20 protein-coding genes are annotated in these 19,988 nt (G+C 56.7%); 15 read left to right on the forward strand and 5 right to left on the reverse strand.

Translation table 11 applies throughout. The features are described 5' to 3' along the window. Positions 1-47: 47 nt before the first annotated feature. From KGP17_RS00915 to KGP17_RS00945, 7 genes are all read left to right on the forward strand, one after another. A complete protein-coding gene (locus KGP17_RS00915) occupies positions 48-242 on the forward strand; it encodes a lipoprotein (RefSeq protein ID WP_301178823.1) in 195 nt (64 codons plus the stop codon). Between the two features lie 69 nt (positions 243-311). Continuing rightward, on the forward strand, positions 312-1,136 hold the full coding sequence (dapF, locus tag KGP17_RS00920) for a diaminopimelate epimerase (protein ID WP_021807762.1): 825 nt from the start codon (positions 312-314) through the stop codon (positions 1,134-1,136). Further along, positions 1,133-1,837: a DUF484 domain-containing protein gene (locus KGP17_RS00925; protein ID WP_021807763.1), complete on the forward strand. Its 705-nt coding sequence runs from the start codon at positions 1,133-1,135 to the stop codon at positions 1,835-1,837. The genes dapF and KGP17_RS00925 overlap by 4 nt, the downstream gene beginning before the upstream one ends. Next, positions 1,834-2,745, forward strand: a complete 912-nt coding sequence (gene xerC / locus KGP17_RS00930; protein ID WP_021807764.1) for a tyrosine recombinase XerC — start codon at positions 1,834-1,836, stop codon at positions 2,743-2,745. Before KGP17_RS00925 ends, xerC begins: the two co-directional genes overlap by 4 nt. Continuing rightward, on the forward strand, positions 2,745-3,461 hold the full coding sequence (gene yigB, locus KGP17_RS00935; protein WP_021807765.1) for a 5-amino-6-(5-phospho-D-ribitylamino)uracil phosphatase YigB: 717 nt from the start codon (positions 2,745-2,747) through the stop codon (positions 3,459-3,461). The genes xerC and yigB overlap by 1 nt, the downstream gene beginning before the upstream one ends. A gap of 77 nt (positions 3,462-3,538) precedes the next feature. Beyond that, entirely contained in the window at positions 3,539-5,701 is a 2,163-nt protein-coding gene (uvrD, locus tag KGP17_RS00940; protein ID WP_223498709.1) for a DNA helicase II, read from the forward strand. Positions 5,702-5,948: 247 nt separating this feature from the next. Continuing rightward, positions 5,949-6,908: an IS110 family transposase gene (locus tag KGP17_RS00945; protein WP_059199085.1), complete on the forward strand. Its 960-nt coding sequence runs from the start codon at positions 5,949-5,951 to the stop codon at positions 6,906-6,908. A gap of 346 nt (positions 6,909-7,254) precedes the next feature. Here KGP17_RS00945 and KGP17_RS00950 read toward each other — a convergent pair whose 3' ends face one another. Next, entirely contained in the window at positions 7,255-7,728 is a 474-nt protein-coding gene (locus KGP17_RS00950) for a WbuC family cupin fold metalloprotein (RefSeq protein ID WP_059199106.1), read from the reverse strand. 208 nt (positions 7,729-7,936) lie between these two features. Between KGP17_RS00950 and ysgD the strand changes: the two genes are divergently transcribed. From ysgD to KGP17_RS00960, 3 genes are all read left to right on the forward strand, one after another. Further along, a complete protein-coding gene (gene ysgD / locus KGP17_RS27950) occupies positions 7,937-8,008 on the forward strand; it encodes a YsgD/CorL family protein (RefSeq protein ID WP_363136375.1) in 72 nt (23 codons plus the stop codon). Positions 8,009-8,174: 166 nt separating this feature from the next. Beyond that, complete coding sequence (gene corA / locus KGP17_RS00955; RefSeq protein WP_021807767.1) at positions 8,175-9,125, forward strand: magnesium/cobalt transporter CorA; 951 nt, start codon at positions 8,175-8,177, stop codon at positions 9,123-9,125. Positions 9,126-9,257: 132 nt separating this feature from the next. Next, complete coding sequence (locus tag KGP17_RS00960; RefSeq protein ID WP_021807768.1) at positions 9,258-10,319, forward strand: AbrB family transcriptional regulator; 1,062 nt, start codon at positions 9,258-9,260, stop codon at positions 10,317-10,319. Here the strand turns inward: KGP17_RS00960 and rarD are convergent. Beyond that, a complete protein-coding gene (rarD, locus tag KGP17_RS00965; RefSeq protein ID WP_021807769.1) occupies positions 10,311-11,198 on the reverse strand; it encodes an EamA family transporter RarD in 888 nt (295 codons plus the stop codon). The two genes, KGP17_RS00960 and rarD, sit on opposite strands and share 9 nt — an antisense overlap. 101 nt (positions 11,199-11,299) lie before the next feature. Beyond that, positions 11,300-11,770 carry a thioesterase family protein gene (locus KGP17_RS00970; RefSeq protein ID WP_021807770.1) on the reverse strand — a complete coding sequence of 157 codons (471 nt, stop codon included), beginning with the start codon at positions 11,768-11,770 and terminating at the stop codon, positions 11,300-11,302. Between the two features lie 201 nt (positions 11,771-11,971). Between KGP17_RS00970 and pldA the strand changes: the two genes are divergently transcribed. The 3 genes from pldA to rhtC are packed head-to-tail and all read left to right on the forward strand — an operon-like array spanning position 11,972 to position 15,377. Beyond that, on the forward strand, positions 11,972-12,850 hold the full coding sequence (pldA, locus tag KGP17_RS00975) for a phospholipase A (protein WP_021807771.1): 879 nt from the start codon (positions 11,972-11,974) through the stop codon (positions 12,848-12,850). Positions 12,851-12,905: 55 nt separating this feature from the next. Further along, positions 12,906-14,738, forward strand: a complete 1,833-nt coding sequence (gene recQ, locus KGP17_RS00980; RefSeq protein WP_021181526.1) for an ATP-dependent DNA helicase RecQ — start codon at positions 12,906-12,908, stop codon at positions 14,736-14,738. A gap of 12 nt (positions 14,739-14,750) precedes the next feature. Beyond that, the gene (gene rhtC, locus KGP17_RS00985) at positions 14,751-15,377 is read left to right on the forward strand and encodes a threonine export protein RhtC (RefSeq protein ID WP_179249273.1); all 627 of its coding nucleotides are present in this window, start codon (positions 14,751-14,753) and stop codon (positions 15,375-15,377) included. A 33-nt stretch (positions 15,378-15,410) separates the two neighbouring features. Here the strand turns inward: rhtC and rhtB are convergent, their stop codons facing one another. Further along, entirely contained in the window at positions 15,411-16,031 is a 621-nt protein-coding gene (rhtB, locus tag KGP17_RS00990; RefSeq protein ID WP_021181524.1) for a homoserine/homoserine lactone efflux protein, read from the reverse strand. Positions 16,032-16,136: 105 nt separating this feature from the next. On the opposite strand from rhtB, the gene pldB reads away from it, so the two are divergent. Both pldB and yigL read left to right on the forward strand, forming a co-directional pair. After that, a complete protein-coding gene (pldB, locus tag KGP17_RS00995) occupies positions 16,137-17,174 on the forward strand; it encodes a lysophospholipase L2 (RefSeq protein ID WP_094982260.1) in 1,038 nt (345 codons plus the stop codon). Positions 17,175-17,185: 11 nt separating this feature from the next. Further along, a complete protein-coding gene (yigL, locus tag KGP17_RS01000; protein WP_179249272.1) occupies positions 17,186-17,986 on the forward strand; it encodes a sugar/pyridoxal phosphate phosphatase YigL in 801 nt (266 codons plus the stop codon). Between the two features lie 308 nt (positions 17,987-18,294). Here the strand turns inward: yigL and alsS are convergent, their stop codons facing one another. After that, positions 18,295-19,974, reverse strand: coding sequence for an acetolactate synthase AlsS (alsS, locus tag KGP17_RS01010; RefSeq protein ID WP_223498710.1), 1,680 nt, complete (start codon positions 19,972-19,974; stop codon positions 18,295-18,297). Between the last annotated feature and the right edge of the window lie 14 nt (positions 19,975-19,988).

Raw genomic sequence — 19,988 nt, forward strand, 5'->3', positions numbered from 1 at the left:
TGCGATTATAGTGAGCTTGGACGCATGAATTACAGGCATTAATGCAAATGAAAAAACAACTACGCTATGCGCTGATGGCCGTTTTGCTGGCCGGGCTCTCTGGCTGTGGCCTGAAGGGCCCGCTGTATTTTCCACCGCAGGACAAACCGGCAGAGCAACCGGTAACCAGTGCTGGCACCGTTAGCAAAAACCAACAAGAACCCGCTGGCACTCAGCAGCAACCGTCGATGAGCAATCAGTAATGAGCCTTTATGGTGGTTGATGCCACCATAAATATCAGACGGTACGTCGTCCAGATAGCGGAGTATGATATGCAGTTCTCCAAAATGCACGGTTTAGGCAACGACTTTATGGTGGTCGATGCCGTTACACAGAACGTCTATTTTTCACCTGAGCTGATCCGCCGTCTGGCCGACCGGCATTTGGGCGTGGGTTTTGACCAGATGCTGGTGGTAGAACCGCCGTACGATCCCGAACTCGATTTCCATTACCGTATTTTCAATGCTGACGGTAGCGAAGTGGCCCAGTGTGGCAACGGCGCCCGCTGTTTTGCCCGCTTTGTGCGCTTGAAAGGCTTGACCAACAAACGTGATATCCGCGTCAGTACCCAGACCGGGCGCATGATCCTTAGCGTTACCGATGATGACCTGGTGTGCGTCAATATGGGTGAACCGAATTTCGATCCGCAGATCGTGCCGTTTCGCGCCACCAAAGCGGAAAAGACCTACATCATGCGCGCGGCGGAACATACGGTGCTGTGCGGCGTGGTCTCAATGGGTAACCCACATTGTGTGTTGCAGGTGGACGACGTGAAAACCGCCAAGGTGGAACTGCTGGGGCCGGTACTGGAAGGACACGATCGCTTCCCGGAACGTGCCAACATCGGCTTTATGCAGGTTGTGAACCGTGAGCACATCAAACTGCGGGTTTATGAGCGTGGTGCCGGTGAAACGCAGGCCTGTGGCAGTGGTGCCTGTGCTGCCGTGGCGGTGGGCATTCAACAAGAGCTACTGGCGGAAGAGGTGCATGTCGAACTGCCTGGCGGTAGCCTGCATATTCGCTGGAAGGGGCCAGGGGAGCCGTTATTCATGACCGGCCCGGCCACCCATGTTTATGACGGATTTATTCACTTATGAAGCAGGTTGACGATCGGATAGCCATGGGCGTTGAGCTTGATGATGACACGGTGATGCAATTTCTGATGCAGAATCCGGACTTCTTTATGCGCAATGCACGGCTGGTTGAACAGATGCGAGTGCCTCACCCGGTGCGGGGCACGGTATCTTTGGTGGAGTGGCATCTGGCGCGTCAGCGCAACCAGATCACCCAGTTGGAAGAAGAGATCACCTTGTTGATGGAGCAGGCCAGTGCCAACGAATCGCTGTTTGGCCGCCTGCTGCATCTACAGGCTGACCTGGCCACCGCCAGCAGCCTGCAGGATATGCTCAACCGCTTGCAGCGTTGGGCGCGCGGGTTTGGGCTGGCAGGGGCGAATATCCGCCTGTTTGCCGATCGCTGGAATATTGGCGCACCGTCGGATTTCACCCATCTTGGCCTGACGCGCTCGGCGTTTGAGCCGCTGCGTATTCAACGCCTGGGCGATCGCTATCACTACCTCGGCAACCTCAATGGCCCCGAACTGCTGCTGTTGCTGCCGCAGGCCAAACAGGTTGGCTCCGTGGCGCTGTCATTGCTTGGGGATCAGGGCGATCTTGGCATGGTGATCTTCAGCAGCCGCGATACTCAACATTATCAACAGGGGATGGGCACCGTGATGCTCGGCCAGTTGGCGCGTATGTTGCCAAAACTGTTGGAACGCTGGATAGAACGCGCATGACCGGCGTCGCGGCCAACCTGCAACCGCCGGTGGACGCTTTCCTGCGTTATTTAAAGGTGGAGCGGCAACTCAGCCCACTGACTCAGATCAGCTATTCGCGCCAGCTGCAGGCGTTGATCGCCATGGCAATCGAGCTGGGCATCAGCGAATGGCCGATGCTGGATGCCGCCAGAGTGCGTCAGCTGGCAGCCCGCAGTAAGCGCGCCGGGTTACAGTCTTCCAGCCTGGCGCTACGCCTCTCCGCATTACGCAGTTTTCTGGACTGGCTGGTCGGCCAGGGCGTGATAAGCGCCAACCCCGCCAAAGGCATCCGCACGCCGCGCAGTGGCCGTCATTTGCCGAAGAATATCGACGTCGACGAAATGAACCAACTGCTGAACATCGATCTCAACGATCCGCTAGCGGTTCGCGATCGTGCGATGCTGGAAGTGATGTACGGGGCCGGGCTGCGTCTGGCCGAACTGGTGGGGTTGGATTGCCGCCATGTCGATCTGGGCGGCGGTGAGATCTGGGTGCTGGGGAAAGGCAGCAAAGAACGTAAATTGCCGATAGGCCGTACGGCGGTTACCTGGCTGGAGCACTGGCTGGCGCTGCGCGATCTGTTTGCACCGCAGGATGATGCCATGTTCCTCTCCAATCAGGGCAAGCGCATCTCGGCGCGCAACGTGCAAAAACGTTTTGCCGAGTGGGGCGTCAAGCAGGGCGTCAACAGCCATATCCATCCGCACAAGCTGCGCCACTCTTTTGCCACCCATATGCTGGAATCGAGCGGCGATCTGCGCGCGGTGCAGGAGTTGCTGGGGCACGCCAACCTGACCACCACGCAAATTTATACCCACCTCGACTTTCAACATCTGGCGAACGTGTACGATGCCGCGCATCCACGCGCCAAACGAGGGAAATCCTGATGCACTTTTACCGTCCGTTACGCCCACTGGCCGCGCTGACTTTCGATCTGGACGACACGCTGTATGACAACCGCCCGGTGATCAAGCAGACCGAGCATGAGTCGGTGGCCTTTTTGCAGAACTACCATCCGGGATTAAGCCACTTTCAGTCGGCGGACTTCCACCGTTTGCGGCAGGAACTGCGTGAACAGGATCCGGAGATTTACCACGACGTTACCCAATGGCGCTGGCGGGCGGTCCACTTGGCGTTGAGCCGTCAGGGGCTGCGCGATGCTGAAGCGTCCATCGGTGCCGATGCCGCCATGCAGAACTTTGCCCTGTGGCGTAGCCGGATCGATGTGCCAGAAGCCACTCACGCGACCTTGCGGGCGCTGGGGCAACGTTATCCGCTGGTGGCGATCACCAATGGTAATGCCGATCCGGCCCAGTGCGGGTTGGAGCAATACTTCCAGTTTGTGCTGCGCTCCGGGCCAGATGGCCGCGCCAAGCCGTATCAGGATATGTATCAACTGGCGGTCGAAAGGTTGGGCGTGGCACCGGAACAAATCCTGCACGTCGGGGATGACCTGACCACCGACGTTGCCGGGGCGCTGCGTTCGGGCCTGCAAGCCTGTTGGATCAACGACCGTCAGCGGAGCCTGATGCAGGTAGCTGACAGCCGCCTGCTACCACATATTGAGATTTCGCAGTTGGCATCGCTGACAGCATTGTTATAATCCCAGCAGAACTCTGTATAAATTCCCAGTGGAAAGCGCGTGGAAGCGGGTTTTCCCTTTACCAATCAATGGTGCCTATGGACGTTTCCGACCTGCTCGACAGCATGAATGATAAACAACGTGAAGCCGTGGCTGCGCCACGCAGCAACCTGTTGGTGCTGGCCGGTGCAGGCAGCGGCAAAACCCGGGTGCTGGTGCATCGCATTGCCTGGCTACTGGCGGTGGAGAACTGCTCGCCGTACTCCATCATGGCGGTGACCTTCACCAACAAGGCGGCGGCAGAGATGCGCCACCGTATCGAACACCTGATTGGTACCAGCCAGGGCGGCATGTGGATCGGCACCTTCCACGGCTTGGCACACCGCCTGCTGCGCGCTCATCATATGGATGCCAACCTGCCGCAGGACTTCCAGATCCTGGATAGTGAAGACCAGCTGCGCCTCCTGAAACGCATAGTGCGGGCGCTGAACATTGACGAGAAGCAATGGCCGCCGCGCCAGGCGATGTGGTACATCAACGGCAAGAAAGACGATGGCCTACGTCCACAGCATATCGAAAGCTACGGCAACCCGGTGGAAGCCACCTGGTTGCGGATCTATCAGGCTTATCAAGAGGCTTGCGATCGTGCAGGGCTGGTCGATTTTGCCGAATTGCTGCTGCGCGCTCATGAGCTGTGGCTGAACAAACCACATATCCTCAATCATTATCGTGAGCGCTTCACCAATATCCTGGTGGACGAATTCCAGGACACCAACCGCATCCAGTACGCCTGGATCCACATGCTGGCCGGGGGTAAGGCCAACGTAATGATCGTGGGGGATGATGACCAGTCGATCTACGGCTGGCGTGGTGCGCAGGTGGAAAACATCCAGCGTTTCCTGAAGGATTTTCCCGGTGCAGAAACGGTGCGTCTGGAGCAGAACTACCGTTCGACCAGCACCATCCTGAAGGCTGCCAACACCCTGATCGCCAATAACGACGGGCGCATGGGCAAAAACCTGTGGACCGAAGGGGCCGAAGGCGAGCCGATCTCGATTTACTGTGCGTTCAACGAGCTGGATGAAGCCCGCTTTGTGGTTAACCGCATCAAGGCCTGGCAGGACAACGGCAGCGCGCTGAATGATTGTGCCATCCTGTATCGCAGCAACGCCCAATCGCGTGTGCTGGAAGAGGCCTTGTTGCAAACCGCCATGCCATACCGCATTTACGGCGGCATGCGCTTCTTCGAACGTCAGGAGATCAAGGATGCCCTGGCCTATCTGCGGTTGATCGCCAACCGTAACGATGATGCGGCCTTTGAGCGCGTTGTGAATACCCCAACGCGCGGCATTGGCGATCGTACCCTCGACGTAGTGCGCCAGGCGGCACGAGACCGCCAACTGACGCTGTGGCAGGCTACGCGTGCGCTGCTGCAAGATAAGGTGCTGGCGGGCCGTGCAGCGTCCTCCCTGCAGCGTTTTCTGGAGCTGGTGGACTCACTGGCCCACGAAACCGCTGAAATGCCGTTGCATGTGCAAACCGACCGGGTGATCCGCGATTCCGGGCTGTTCATTATGTATGAACAGGAAAAGGGCGAGAAGGGTCAGGCGCGTATCGAAAACCTTGAGGAACTGGTCACGGCCACGCGGCAATACAGCTACCAGGATGAAGATCAGGATCTGATGCCGTTGCAGGCCTTCCTGTCCCATGCCGCGCTGGAAGCAGGGGAAGGGCAGGCAGATGCCTATCAGGACGCGGTGCAGCTGATGACCCTGCACTCGGCCAAAGGGTTGGAGTTCCGCCAGGTGTTTATCGTCGGCATGGAAGAGGGGATGTTCCCAAGCCAGATGTCGCTGGACGAAGGTGGCCGCCTGGAAGAGGAGCGCCGCCTGGCCTATGTTGGCCTGACCCGTGCAATGCAAAAGCTGACGCTGACCTATGCGGAAACCCGCCGCCTGTATGGTAAAGAGGTGTATCACCGGCCATCACGCTTTATCGGTGAGATCCCGGAAGACTGTGTGGAAGAGGTGCGCCTGCGGGCCAGCGTCTCCCGCTCGGTAAGCCACCGCCGGATGGGGACGCCGATCAGTGAAAACGACACTGGTTACAAGCTTGGACAGCGCGTGCGCCATGCCAAATTTGGTGAGGGCACCATCGTCAACCTGGAAGGCAGCGGTGAACACAGCCGGTTGCAGATCGCGTTTCAGGGTGAAGGCATCAAGTGGCTGGTAGCCGCCTACGCCAAGCTGGAAACGGTGTAACATCCCCTCACCCCAACCCTTATGTCTTGATCTTCTCCGCCTTAGCGGAGAAGATCCCCGACTGATCATCGGGAGATAGCCGGTGAGCTCCCCCTAACCCTAGTGCCTATGAGCCCGTGGGAGAGATTGTGCCCCGGCTGTCTATTTCCCTGTCGCCTTGTAGACCGAACGGTATCCTGTGCCTATGAGCACCTACATATAAGGATGGTCCGGCGATAAATTTCAGACATGGTTATGGAGTGCCATAATGCGTAGAACCCCTGTCGGCGTTGATATCGCTAAACACAAATTTGATGTCGCCGTACTGCTGGACAATCAGAAGTATAAAACCAAAAAGTTTGCCAATACCCCTTCTGGATGCCGCGAGTTCGCAGCCTGGTTGAGCCGCTTTGGCGACTGTCATGTCTGTATGGAAGCCACCGGGAGCTACAGCACGGAACTGGCCACTTATCTGGCAGACAACAACTACCACGTCAGTCTGATGAACCCGGCGTGTATCCATTCCTTCGGCAATACAGAACTGGCCCGGAACAAAACGGACAAAAGCGATGCAGCGATGATAGCCCGCTACTGCGCACTGCATCAGCCTGCCCCGTGGTTCCCAGCCCCGTTGAGCGAGCGCCAGTTGACCGCGTTGGTCAGGCATCTTAAGAACCTGGAAGAGATGCGTCAGATGGAAGAAAATCGCCTGGAGGTGGCCGAAGCAGTCATCGTCCCTTCACTCAATGAGCACATCGCCACGTTGGATGAACTGATACGAGAAACGAAAAAGAAAATCAGTCAGCACATCGATGATAACCCTGACCTGAAACGGGACAGCGAGTTGCTAAAAAGTATCCCTGGAGTGGGAGAGATGCTGAGCTCCAGCCTGCTGGCCTTCGCAGGAAACCTGCGTCGGTTCACCAGCAGCAAGGCCCTGGTAGCGTACGCAGGACTGAATCCACAGCGATGTGAGTCGGGGATGTTTAAAGGGAAAAGCCGGTTATCGAAAGTGGGGCACGGTGAGCTGCGAAGTGCGTTATACATGCCCGCGGTAGTGGCAGGCCAATACAATGTTGTGGTTAAAGACTTAACAGAAAGGCTGAAGTTGCGTGGGAAGTCGGGCAAAGAAAGAGTGTGTGCGGCGATGCGAAAGTTGCTGCAACTGGCCTATGGTGTGGTGAAATCAGGAAAGACATTTAATGCGGAAATACCGCTTGCCGGATAGCCGACAAGACGGTATCTCTCCCACAGGGAGAGGGAGCTCAAAGTCCCTGCTCTGTTGGAAGCAAGAAGATAATCTCAGCAAAAATTGAGTTTACCTTCATCTAAGGTGAGTCAACAAAAGTCCATGATGTATCACCGTTTTTTCAGTCCAACTCGATCGGTCCCCTCGCCCTTTGGGAGAGGGAGCTGATAGCCCCTGCTCTGTTGGAAGCAAGAAGATAATCTCAGCAAAACTTGAGCCTCCCTTCATCCAAGGTGAGCCAACAAAAGCTCATGGTGGATCACCGTTCTTTCAGGCCAGCTCGATCGATCCCCTCGCCCTTTGGGAGAGGGTTAGGGTGAGGGGTTCAGTGTGCGAAACGATCGCCCACTTTGGCCGTCGCATACCAGCGCATCACTGCTTCGATCCCCTCGCCACCTTCCGGCGGAGCCCAGTGCATACAGTCTTCCTCGCCGAGCGCCTGATAAGGGCCCTGCTTCACTTCAAACACCACGCCACCCGGATCGACAGACAGCACGGCGTGCCAGGTAAACGCCGGCATCTCCAGCACCTTGGTTTCTTCACCCAGCAGGGTACGTTGGGTGACCACGCCTTCGTCATTGAACTGCAACACTACGAAACGGCCACGCAGCGGGGTGAGTAACTCCCAGGTCTGCGGGTGGCGGTGTGGGCGAATATAGGTGCCAGGCTCCATGGCAATTGCCAGGCGCTGCACCGTATCGCTCAGCTCTTCATGTAAGGTACGGTGGGCACGCAGGCGCGGCAGTGTGGCTGCCTGTTCGCTCATGGTCGTCAAGTCGTGGGCGGTAATCTGTTTCATTTCGTCAATCCGCAATATTTCTGTGCGCTAATCTTAGCAAGATTCGTGGCTGCGGTCAGAGATCGCGACGCGGTTTTCCTTCAGGCGTGGTCCAGGTTGCGGGAGTGTTACAAACCGGCCTCAAGCGTGCTGAATTGTTGCGCGATTATCCACCCTAACCGGTTGACAGGCTTTTTCTTCTCGGCGTAACATGCGCGCACGAATATCAATGAGGACACACGCCTTGGACACACCCAGTAGATACTGGCTCACAGACCTGGACACCAGGTACAACTTCTAAGGCTATCCCATTGCGCTGATACCCTTCGTGGTTGTCGGCGACCCTCCCCAGCGTCGCTCCGAGTCAGATCTCTTCATGGTCTGGAACGAGCCGGTATTGCATACTTCCCTCGCTTTCTGTGCTTCAATGCGTTGTCTACCCCGTTACCATTAGGGAGTTTTGGCACATGCTAAGCGCTTTTAAATTAGATAACAGCCGCTTATCCCGTCTGGAGTTGGATGACTCAGATGATTTGACCTCGTCGCTGTGGGTTGACCTGGTCGAGCCGGAGGAGGGCGAACGCGAGCGCGTGCAAAATGAGTTGGGCCAAAGCCTGGCGACACGCCCCGAACTGGATGATATCGAAGCCTCGGCCCGTTTCTTCGAAGACGATGACGGCCTGCATATCCACTCCTTTTTCTACTACGAAGACGCCGAAGATCACGCGGGCAACTCTACCGTGGCATTCACCATCCGCGATGGCCGCCTGTATACCCTGCGTGAACGCGAACTGCCCGCTTTCCGGCTTTACCGAATGCGTGCGCGCAGCCTAAGAATGGTGGACGGCAACGCCTACGAGCTGCTGCTGGATCTGTTTGAAACCAAAATTGAGCAGTTGGCCGACGAGATTGAAAACGTCTACAGCGATCTGGAAAAGCTCAGCCGGGTGATTATGGAAGGACACCAGGGCGACGAATATGATGAAGCGCTGTCCACGCTGGCGGAACTGGAAGATATCGGCTGGAAGGTACGCCTGTGTCTGATGGATACCCAACGCGCGCTGAATTTCCTGGTGCGCAAGGCGCGTTTGCCAACCAGCCAGTTGGAGCAGGCGCGGGAAGTGCTGCGCGATATCGAATCCCTGCTGCCGCATAACGAATCGCTGTTCCAGAAGGTCAACTTCCTGATGCAGGCGGCGATGGGCTTTATCAACATCGAACAGAACCGCATCATCAAGATCTTCTCGGTGGTATCGGTAGTGTTCCTGCCGCCGACGCTGGTGGCCTCAAGCTATGGGATGAACTTTGAGTTTATGCCTGAGCTGCGTTGGTCCTTCGGCTACCCGGGGGCGATTGCACTGATGATCGTGGCAGGGCTGGCACCTTATCTCTACTTCAAACGCAAGAACTGGCTTTAAATCTGGCTCTCGTACGCTTCGGGTGGTGGTCTACACCACCGCCCCATTTTATCTTCAATGATCCCCGCTTTCGCCCGTTAAACCGGGGTAGAATATCCCCACTGCTTATCGGCTCGTAAGGCATGCGTCTTAATGGAGAAGTTTCCACGCGTCATTCAATGGCTGATCCTGCTGCTGGCTTCGCTGGTGTTGGGGTTTGGTCTACAGGCCTTCCATGTTCCTGCCGCCTTGTTGCTTGGGCCGATGATTGTCGGCGTCGCGATGGGGCTGCTCGGCGCTTCGGTGCGCATCCCTGGCCCCCTATTTATTGCTGCACAGGCGATCCTGGGTTGTATGATCGCCCAAAGCCTTTCGCCCAATATTCTTACCCCCCTGTTGGATGATTGGCCGCTGGTATTGCTGGTGCTGATCGCGACGTTGTTGGCGAGCGGCGTTTCCGGCTGGTGCCTGGTGCGTTTCAGTGGTCTGCCTGGCCCTACCGGTGCCTGGGGATCTTCCCCTGGCGGCGCATCGGCGATGGTGGCGATGGCGGGAGATTTCGGCGCAGATGTGCGGCTGGTGGCGTTTATGCAGTATCTGCGCGTGCTGTTTGTCGCGACGGCAGCAGCGGTCGTGGCGCGTATCGGCCTGGGAGATGAAGCTGGGCATGGGAGCGCCGCTCTGGAGTGGTTCCCCGCCCTCGACTGGCGCTTTGCCGGTACTTTGGCCGTAGCCGTTATCGGCTCCTGGTTAGGACCGCGCCTGCGCATTCCTTCCGGTGCGCTGATGTTGCCAATGATCGCGGGGGCGGCATTACATTCCACTGGCACCATGATGTTACAAGTGCCCGAATGGCTGCTGGCGCTGGCCTACACGCTGATTGGCTGGAGCGTCGGGCTGCGTTTTACCCGGGCCATCTTCCTGCTGGCATTGCGCACCTTGCCGCAGATGGTGGTCTCGATTGTCGCGCTGATGCTGTTTTGTGGCGGGCTGGGGTGGATGTTGACCCAGTTCCTGCCGGTCGATCTGTTGACGGCCTATCTGGCCACCAGCCCCGGCGGATTGGATACCGTGGCGATCATCGCCGCAGGCAGCCGGGTTGATATGACCTTTGTGATGGCGATGCAGACGCTGCGGCTGTTTACTATTTTGCTGACCGGCCCGGCGATGGCCAGATTCATCTCTAACCATGCCCAGCCGGTACAATCAACGTAGCTTTCGTTGCTGGTATAAGGCATCCAACAGGAACAACACCAACGCCGCCCAGATAAAGCCAAAGGTCACCAGCTTATCCTGGCCGATGGTCTCACCGTAGAAGGTGACTGCCAGCAGGAACATCAACGTTGGCCCGAGGTATTGGAAGAACCCGAGCGTCGACAGGCGCAGACGGGTGGCCGCTGCGGTAAAGAACAGCAGTGGCACGGTGGTGACCACCCCGGCGGCAACCAGCAGTAAATTCAGCGACCAGGGGTTGGCGCTCAGATGGCTGGTTGGGCTATCGGCAATCAGGAACAGGTAGATGGCGGCCACCGGCAGCAGCCACAGGGTTTCGATCAGCATGCCGGTTTGTGCATCAATGGCAATCTTCTTGCGCAGCAGGCCGTAGAAGGCAAAGCTGAAGGCCAGGCCAAGCCCGATGATCGGCAGCGAACCAAACTGCCACAGCTGTACCAACACCCCGGTAAAGGCCAAGGCTACGGCCACCCACTGCATACGGCGGAAACGCTCGCCCAGGAACAGCATCCCCAGCAGCACGTTCACCAGTGGATTGATGAAATAGCCCAGGCTGGCCTCCAGCATATGGTGGTTATTCACCGCCCAGATAAACAGCAGCCAGTTCCCTCCCACCAGCAGCGCGGTAACGGCCAGCAGCAGTAGCCGCTTGCGGTTTTTACAAGCGGCCCGCACCTGCGGCCAATTGCGGCCCAATGACACCAGCCCCAGCATAAAGAAGAACGACCAGATCACCCGGTGGGTGAGGATTTCATCGGCAGGGACCTGTTGGATCAGCTTGAAATAGGCGGGGGCGATACCCCAAATAAAATAGGCGGCCAGAGCAAAGAAAATGCCCTGCCGCGTCTGTTGTGCGTCCATGACGGTTACCGGGTGGGAAACGGAGATGCGGTGATTTTACTGAAGATAACCGGCCGTGTCCCACAATTGTGTGGTGTATGGATCACAACCGGCTGGCACCCTTAGCCCACCAGGTAGGTGGCGGTGGCGCTGGCGATGTGTAAGCCATCGTGGTTGTGCAGCTCAACGCGTGCCACCGCCACTTTATTACCGCTGCGCAGTACGCTGGCGGAAGCAACAAAATGCTCGCCGCGGCCTGGGCGCAGATAGTCGACGCGCAGATCGATCGTCCCCATGCGCGATAAACGGGACGCCAGCTCTTCCTCGATCAGCGGGTCCTGACGCATCAGCACGCTGCCCACGCACGCTAGCCCGGCGGCAACATCCAGTACGGAAGCGATCACGCCGCCATGCAGGATTTTCTGGGCGGCATTGCCCACCAGCTTAGGTTGGTTAGTAAAGCTCAATTCAACGTAATCATCCTCAAAGCGGCGAAGCTCCAGCCCCAATTCACGGTTAAACGGCATGTGATAGACGAAGATTTCGCCTATTTTCTGGCGGGCGGCCTCGAGGGTCAAAGTTGTGTGTGACATAGTTCCTTTCTTTATTTGAGTTCGGCCAGCCGATGTACTGGTCAGTCCAGGTTAATGACTTGTGGATTTTATGCTTATCTTTTGTTGCTTTCCAGGCCTGGCAGATAAATGTATTCACTAGTGCGGTAAAACCAGCAATGTGTGTAAAATAGCCTGCTTTTATTTCCGGGTTTTTCCTTATCTTTCGAGAGTGAAAAAATTATGCGCGTTCTGTCTGGGATTGTGATGGCGATGCTGTTTGCGCCAGTAGTGGTGCAGGCCGATGAGGCCACCGAGCAAAAGAATCTGAATAAACCGGCGGTTCGTGGCAGCATCATCGGTAACATGCTGCAACACTATGATAATCCGTTCACTCTGTATCCTTATGAAACGAACTACCTGATTTATACCGATACCAGCGATCTGAACAAAGAAGCGATCAAATCCTATAGCTGGGCGGAAAATGCCCGCAAGGATGAGGTAAAGTTCCAGCTCAGCCTGGCCTTCCCGATCTGGCGTGGCATTGCCGGTGAGAACTCGGTATTGGGAGCATCGTACACCCAACGTTCCTGGTGGCAGTTCTCCAACCATGACGAGTCCTCACCGTTTCGTGAAACCAACTACGAACCGCAAATTTTTGTCGGCTGGGCTACGGCGTATAAGTTTGCCGGCTGGACGCTGCGTGATATCGAAGTGGGTCTGAATCATGAGTCCAATGGCCGTGAAGATCCTACCTCACGCAGTTGGAACCGTGGCTATGCACGCCTGATGGCGCAGAACGGCGACTGGCAGGTCGAGGTCAAACCCTGGTTCCGCTTCTCGGAAAGCGACAGCAACGACGATAACCCGGATATCACCAAGTATATGGGCTATTACCGTCTGACGGTGGGCTATGCCTTGGGGGAAAGCGTGTTCAGTGCCGAAGGCCAGTACAACTGGAATAGCGGTTATGGCGGCGCGCAGGTGGGCTGGAGCTACCCAATTACCAGCCATGTTCGTTTCTATACCCAGGTGTTCAGCGGCTACGGCGAATCGATGATTGATTACAACTTCAAGCAGACACGGCTGGGTGTTGGTGTCATGCTTAACGATATTATGTAGTTTAGGTAATAGCGGTGTCAGTCAGGCACCGTGATAGCGATAAATGGGGAAGTGTGTGTCAACCGCAGCAGTGATAAACAGAGAGTTGCTGGCAGAGCAGGTATTACGCGATACCTTCGGCTACCAGCAGTTCCGTCCGGGTCAACAAACGATTATCAACGCAATTATCGGCGGCCAGGATTGCCTGGTGGTGATGCCGACCGGCGGGGGTAAATCGCTGTGCTATCAAATCCCGGCGCTGGTGATGGATGGACTGACGCTGGTGGTATCCCCACTGATTTCCTTGATGAAAGATCAGGTCGATCAGCTCTTGGCCTATGGCGTTTCCGCCGCCTGCTATAACTCGACGCAAACGCGCGAGCAGCAGCTTGAGGTGATGGCAGGTTGCCGCAGCGGCCAGATCAAGATGCTGTATATCGCGCCTGAACGGCTGATGATGGACAGCTTCCTCGAACTGTTGGATCACTGCCCGCCGGTGATGCTGGCGGTGGACGAGGCGCACTGTATTTCCCAGTGGGGCCACGACTTCCGCCCGGAATACCGCGCACTGGGCCAGTTGAAGCAACGTTTCCCGACCATGCCGGTAGTGGCATTGACGGCCACCGCCGATGAAGCCACGCGGGGGGATATCGTTCGCCTGTTGGCGCTAGACGAGCCGCTAATCCAGATCAGCAGTTTCGACCGCCCCAATATCCGCTACACGCTGGTGGAGAAGTTCAAGCCGCTCGACCAACTTTGGCGCTTCGTGCAGGACCAGCGCGGTAAAAGCGGCATTATTTACTGCAACAGCCGCGCCAAGGTGGAAGACACCACCGCACGTCTGCAAAGCCGTGGGTTGAGCGTTGGGGCCTATCACGCCGGGCTGGACAACGAACGCCGCTCCCAGGTGCAGGAGGCTTTCCAGCGTGATGATTTGCAGGTGGTGGTAGCCACCGTCGCCTTCGGTATGGGCATCAACAAACCCAACGTGCGTTTTGTGGTGCACTTCGATATTCCGCGCAACATAGAGTCCTATTATCAGGAGACTGGCCGTGCAGGGCGTGATGGCCTGCCAGCGGAAGCGATCCTGCTGTATGACCCGGCGGATATGGCCTGGTTACGCCGTTGCCTGGAAGAGAAACCGGCAGGGCAACAGTTGGATATCGAACGCCATAAGCTCAACGCCATGGGGGCATTTGCCGAAGCGCAAACCTGTCGCCGCCTGGTGCTGCTGAACTACTTCGGTGAAGGCAAGCAGCAGGCCTGTGGCAACTGCGATATCTGCCTCGATCCGCCCAAGCGTTATGACGGCCTGGAGGATGCCCGTAAGGCACTCTCGGCGATTGGCCGCGTTGGGCAACGCTTCGGCATTGGCTATGTGGTGGAGGTGCTACGCGGCTCCAATAACCAGCGTATCCGCGAGTTTGGTCATGAAAAGCTGCCGGTGTACGGCATTGGCCGCGATCAGACCACCGAACACTGGACCAGCGTGCTGCGCCAACTGATCCATCTGGGCTTTATCACCCAGAACATAGCGATGCATTCGGCACTGCAACTGACCGAGGCCGCGCGCCCGGTGCTGCGTGGCGAAGTGGTATTACAGCTGGCGGTGCCGCGTATTCAGAGCTTCAAGGTACGCAGCAGCGCCAATCAGAAATCCTACGGCGGCAATTACGATCGCAAGCTGTTTGCCAAACTGCGCAAGCTGCGTAAATCGATTGCCGACGAAGAGAACATCCCCCCGTACGTGGTGTTCAACGACGCAACGCTGCTGGAGATGGCCGAACAGATGCCGATCAGGGCCAGCGAGTTGTTGAGCGTCAACGGCGTGGGGCAGCGTAAGCTGGAACGTTTTGGTGCGCCATTTATGGCGCTGATCCGCGCTCACCTCGACGGTGACGACGAATAAGGATAATCACTCATGCTGATGTTGTTTTTAACGGTGGCGATGGTGCATTTGATTGCGCTGATGAGCCCAGGGCCGGACTTCTTTTTTGTATCGCAAACCGCAGCCAGCCGCTCCCGTCGCGAGGCGATGATGGGCGTGGTGGGGATTTCCCTCGGCGTCATGGTCTGGGCCGGTGTGGCGCTGCTGGGGTTGAACCTGATCCTGCAAAAGATGGCCTGGCTGCACCAGATCATCATGGTGGGCGGTGGCCTGTATCTGTGCTGGATGGGCTGGCAACTGCTGCGCTCCGCCCGTGGCCAGAATGCGCAAACTGCTCCGGCAGCAGAAGTGAAGGTGGCGTTACCCAAGCCGGGCCGCAGCTTTATCCGTGGCTTGCTCACCAACCTTTCCAATCCCAAGGCTGTTATCTACTTCGGTAGCGTGTTCTCGCTGTTTGTCGGCGAGGATGTAGGTGCCGGAGCGCGCTGGGGACTGTTCGCTCTGATCACCGGTGAAACCTTTATCTGGTTCACCCTGGTGGCGATCATCTTTGCGTTACCCGCTATGCGCCGGGGCTATCAGCGGATGGCGAAGTGGATCGATGGCCTGGCCGGGGTGTTGTTCACCGGTTTTGGCCTGCATCTGATCTTCACGCGTTAATGATTACCGGGCCGACCCCTGCGGCCCGGTAGATCATGCCTTTCTAGCCGTTGCCAGTAATCCCGCCACCAGAATAAACAGCGAGCCAAAAATCCGGTTTAACAACTGCATTTGGCGCGGGGTCTTTAACCAACCGGCAATGCGGGTGGCCAGCGTGGCATAGCCAATCATCACCAGAATATCGATCACCACCGTGGTGACGCCGAGAATGACATACTGCTCGGCCTGGGGCTGGTTGGGCATGATAAACTGCGGGAACAGGGCTGCCAGAAACACGATGCTCTTGGGGTTGGTCAGATTCACCAGTACGGCGCGGCGAAACAGACGGCGCCGTGGCATGGTGCCTGCCAGAGTGTGCAGATCCAACGCACCTGCGGCACGCCACTGCTGGATACCCAGCCACACCAGATAGGCCGCACCAAACCATTTCAGCAGTTCAAAGGCCAGCAGCGATTGGGAGACTACCGCGCCGAGGCCAATCCCCACCAGCACAATATGGATACTCAGGCCAACCTGGAGGCCTGCAATTGACGCTGCCGCTCCGCGATAGCCGTGGCTGATGCCGGTACTCATGGTGTTGATGGCACCGGAGCCGGGGGAAAGGCTGAGGATAAGGGTTGTCAGCAGATAGGTTAACCACCAGTCTAAGGTCATCGCAATGCTCCCTGAATACACCAATTTGTGCCACAATACGCTAGTATGATTTCCCGTGCCAGAGATCACATTTACCTCTCTGAACATCCCGTTAAAAGGTAGGCCATGTCGTCATTCACCCATGATCCCGCGCAATGGTTAAACCGTGAAAAGCAGTTTTCTGCCTTCGCGACTGGGCCACTGCTGGATTTTTGGCGGAGACGTGAGGAAGGGGAGTTCATCGGCGTCGGGGGCGTACCCATCCGCTTTGTGCGCTTAGCTTCCCCGCTACACCAGCGGGTGGTGGTGATAAGCCCCGGGCGCATCGAAAGCTATATCAAGTACCCCGAAGTGGCGTACGATCTGTTTCACTGCGGCTATGACGTGATGATCATCGATCATCGTGGTCAGGGGTTATCCGGGCGGATGCTGGCAGATACGCACCGGGGGCATGTGGTAAACTTTGCCGACTACGTAGACGATTTTGCCCAGTTTTATCATCAGCAGGTTAAACCCTTGGGTTACCGGCAGCACGTCGCGCTGGCACACTCTATGGGGGGCGCGATACTGGCGCAGTTTTTGGCACGTGAGCCACAGTCGTTCGCCGCCGTCGCACTCTGCGCGCCGATGTTGGGCATTTATCTGCCGATGCCGGGCTGGATGGCCAACGGTATTTTGAGCTGGACGGAAAAACGCCCAGGGCTGCGTGACTATTACGCGGTGGGCACCGGGCATTGGCGTCCCTTACCCTTTGTGGTCAATACGTTGACCCACAGCCGCGAGCGTTATCGCCGCAACCTGCGTTATTACGCCGATCATCCCGAACTGCGGGTAGGTGGGCCAACCTATCACTGGGTCAAGGAAAGTATTCAGGCCGGGCAGCAGATCATCGCCCAGGCTGCTAACATCACTACGCCGATTTTATTATTGCAGGCCGGTGAGGATCGGGTGGTCGACAACCGTTCCCAGCGCGCTTTTTGTCAGGCACTGTCAGACGCGGGGCACCCTTGTGAAGGGGGAAAACCGTGGGTTATCAAAGGCGCTCGCCATGAGATCCTGTTCGAACGGGACGCGATGCGCGCCGAGGCACTGAACGCAATCCTGCGTTTCTTTGCTCAGCACTTAGGCGGTACTGCTGCCGCCGAAAATTCCACTAGAGGTTAGAACATATCGCTATGTATCACGTCGTTGCTTCCGATTTAGATGGCACTCTGCTGTCCCCTGAGCACACCCTGACACCGTACGCCAAAGAAACGCTGCAGCTGCTGACGCAGCAGGGCGTGCACTTTGTTTTCGCTACCGGCCGCCACCATATCGACGTTTCCCAGATCCGCGATAATCTCGGCATCAGTGCTTTTATGATCACCTCCAACGGTGCGCGGGTACATAACACCGCCGGTGAGCTGATCTTCAGCCACAACCTGGATGAGGATATCGCCCGCGATCTGTACAACATGATGCACGACAACCAGGAGATCCTGACCAACGTCTACCGCAACGACGACTGGTTCATGAACCGTGAAAGCCCGGAGCAGGAAGAATTTTTCCAGGAATCGATCTTTAAATACCAGTTGTTTGAGCCGGGCTTGCTGGAAACCGATGGCGTGTGCAAGGTGTATTTCACCTGCGACGATCATGAGAAACTGCTGCCGCTGGAAGATGCCATCAACGCACGTTGGGGCGATCGGGTCAACGTCAGCTTCTCGTTCCCAACCTGCCTGGAAGTGATGGCCGGTGGCGTCTCGAAAGGCCATGCGTTGGAAGAAGTCGCCAAGATCATCGGCTATTCGCTCAAAGAGTGCATCGCCTTTGGCGACGGCATGAACGATCTGGAAATGCTGTCAATGGCGGGGAAAGGCTGCATCATGCAGGATGCCCAGCAGCGTCTGAAAGACAAACTGCCGGAGCTGGAAGTGATTGGCTCCAACGTTGACGACGCGGTGCCTCATTACCTGCGTAAAATGTACTCGATTTAACTGGTTGGGGCGCAGTCTTCACCGGCTGCGCCCGCCGAGCGACTCAGCTCACATTCCGTGCCACAAAACGATTTACCATTGGGTTCAGTGCTATGCACCTGAGATGGAAAACGTCTGTGTTGGTACCGACGCCATCCGACCGATCTGTGCCGGCTGTTGATAGCCACGGCATAAAGCACGGCTTATAGCAGAGCACTTGCGTTATGGAAACAGGAAGGCAAATGCCCTCCAGGCGTAGTGCACCGTCAGGTGAACGACGTTTACAGTCTCCAAGGGGTAGCCTAAGGGAACGTTTTCCCTAGCCCGAATCAAATCATTTGGCTAAAGTTCATTTGAGCCATCAGTTTGTAATTGTCAGCATAATCTACCGGGATCGCCACCACCACCGGCCCCTCAATTTCCATAGCCTTACGCAACATATACCGCAAATCCTCCACTGATTGCACTGCAAATCCGACGGCGCCGCATGCCTCTGCATAGGCTTTGAAATCAATCGGGCCAAACTCTACACCAGACTTGCGTTGATATTTATTCACCTCCTGCATCTCCACCATGTTGTAGGCATTATCCACCCAAATCACATGCACAATATTGGCTTTCAGCCGCACTGCGGTTTCCAACTCCATACTCGATTGCATAAATCCCCCATCGCCGGAGATGGATAACACTTTGTCTCCTGGCCGGACCAACGCCGCACCAATGGCCCACGGCAGGGCAACCCCCATGGTCTGCTGGCCATTGGAGATCAGGAGTTGGCGGGCACGGAAGCAATACAAATAGCGAGCGATCCAGATATGGAAGCTCCCCATATCCACACATAGCGTCACGTCATCGCTGACGATATCCTGCAGTTCCTTGACGATGCGCAACGGATGAATCGGCATGCCGCCACGGCCTGCAGCACGCTCTGCCAGCTCTGCGCGCTGCAGGCCGAGATCGGATAAGATCAGTTCCACTTCGGCAGGCATACTGAGCACATTGCTGAAACCTTCGGTCAGCAAATTGATAGTGGCGTTGATATTGCCAATCAGCTCCACATCTGGGCGGTAACAGGTATCAATTTCGGCCGGTTGTACATCGATATGTACCAGCATCAACCGCCTTTGGCTGTTCCACATGCAGGGGTCGTATTCGATCGGGCTATAACCCACACTGACCACCAGATCGGCCTTTTGCAACAGTTGGTCGGCAGGCTGATTGTTGAATAACCCGACGCGGCCAGCAAAGCGGGAAAAATCATTAACATCAATCACTCCGGCGGCTTGATAGGTTCCTACCACCGGCATATGCGTACGCTGTAACAAATGGCGTATTGCGGCACTGTTTTCTGGGCGGCTGGCTTGCAGCCCCAGTAACAGTACCGGACATTTCGCCTGCTGGATCAGTTTAAGCGCCTCATGAATGTCTTCGGTTGAAGCGGCCCCCAGACGGGGTGAGCGGCATCCGGTCAGCACCGGTGCCGTAACCGGTTCATTGATGATATCCATCGGCAAGCTGATAAACGCAGCCCCAGGACGGCCAAATTCAGCACTGCGAAACGCATTGGCCATGACTTCTGAAATGGCGGAACCGGTATGTACCTCGGCACAATATTTGGTGACTGGCCGGAACATGCTGACGGTATCCATGCTCTGGTGTGTTTGTTTCAGATTGTCAGCACGTTTCACCGCTCCGCCCAAGGCCACCACCGAATCCCCTTCGGAGGTTGCGGTGGCCAGCCCGGTGATCAGGTTAGAGCTGCCCGGCCCGGAGGTCACCAGTGCGACCCCTGCCTTGCCGGTCAAGCGGCCAACTGCCGCTGCCATAAACGCCGCGTTGGCTTCGTGACGTACCACCACGGTTTTTATCTCAGGTTCATCTTCCAACGCATCGAATACGCGGTCTATTTTAGCTCCGGGGATACCAAATACCTGTTTCACACCCTGCGCGTGCAGATTTTTAACCACCAAATCTGCCCCACACCGCCAGTGATTGTCTGAACCAACCATAATCCACCTCCTGA

This window comes from Serratia sp. JSRIV001, assembly GCF_019968745.1.
Lineage (GTDB): Bacteria > Pseudomonadota > Gammaproteobacteria > Enterobacterales > Enterobacteriaceae > Chania > Chania fonticola_B.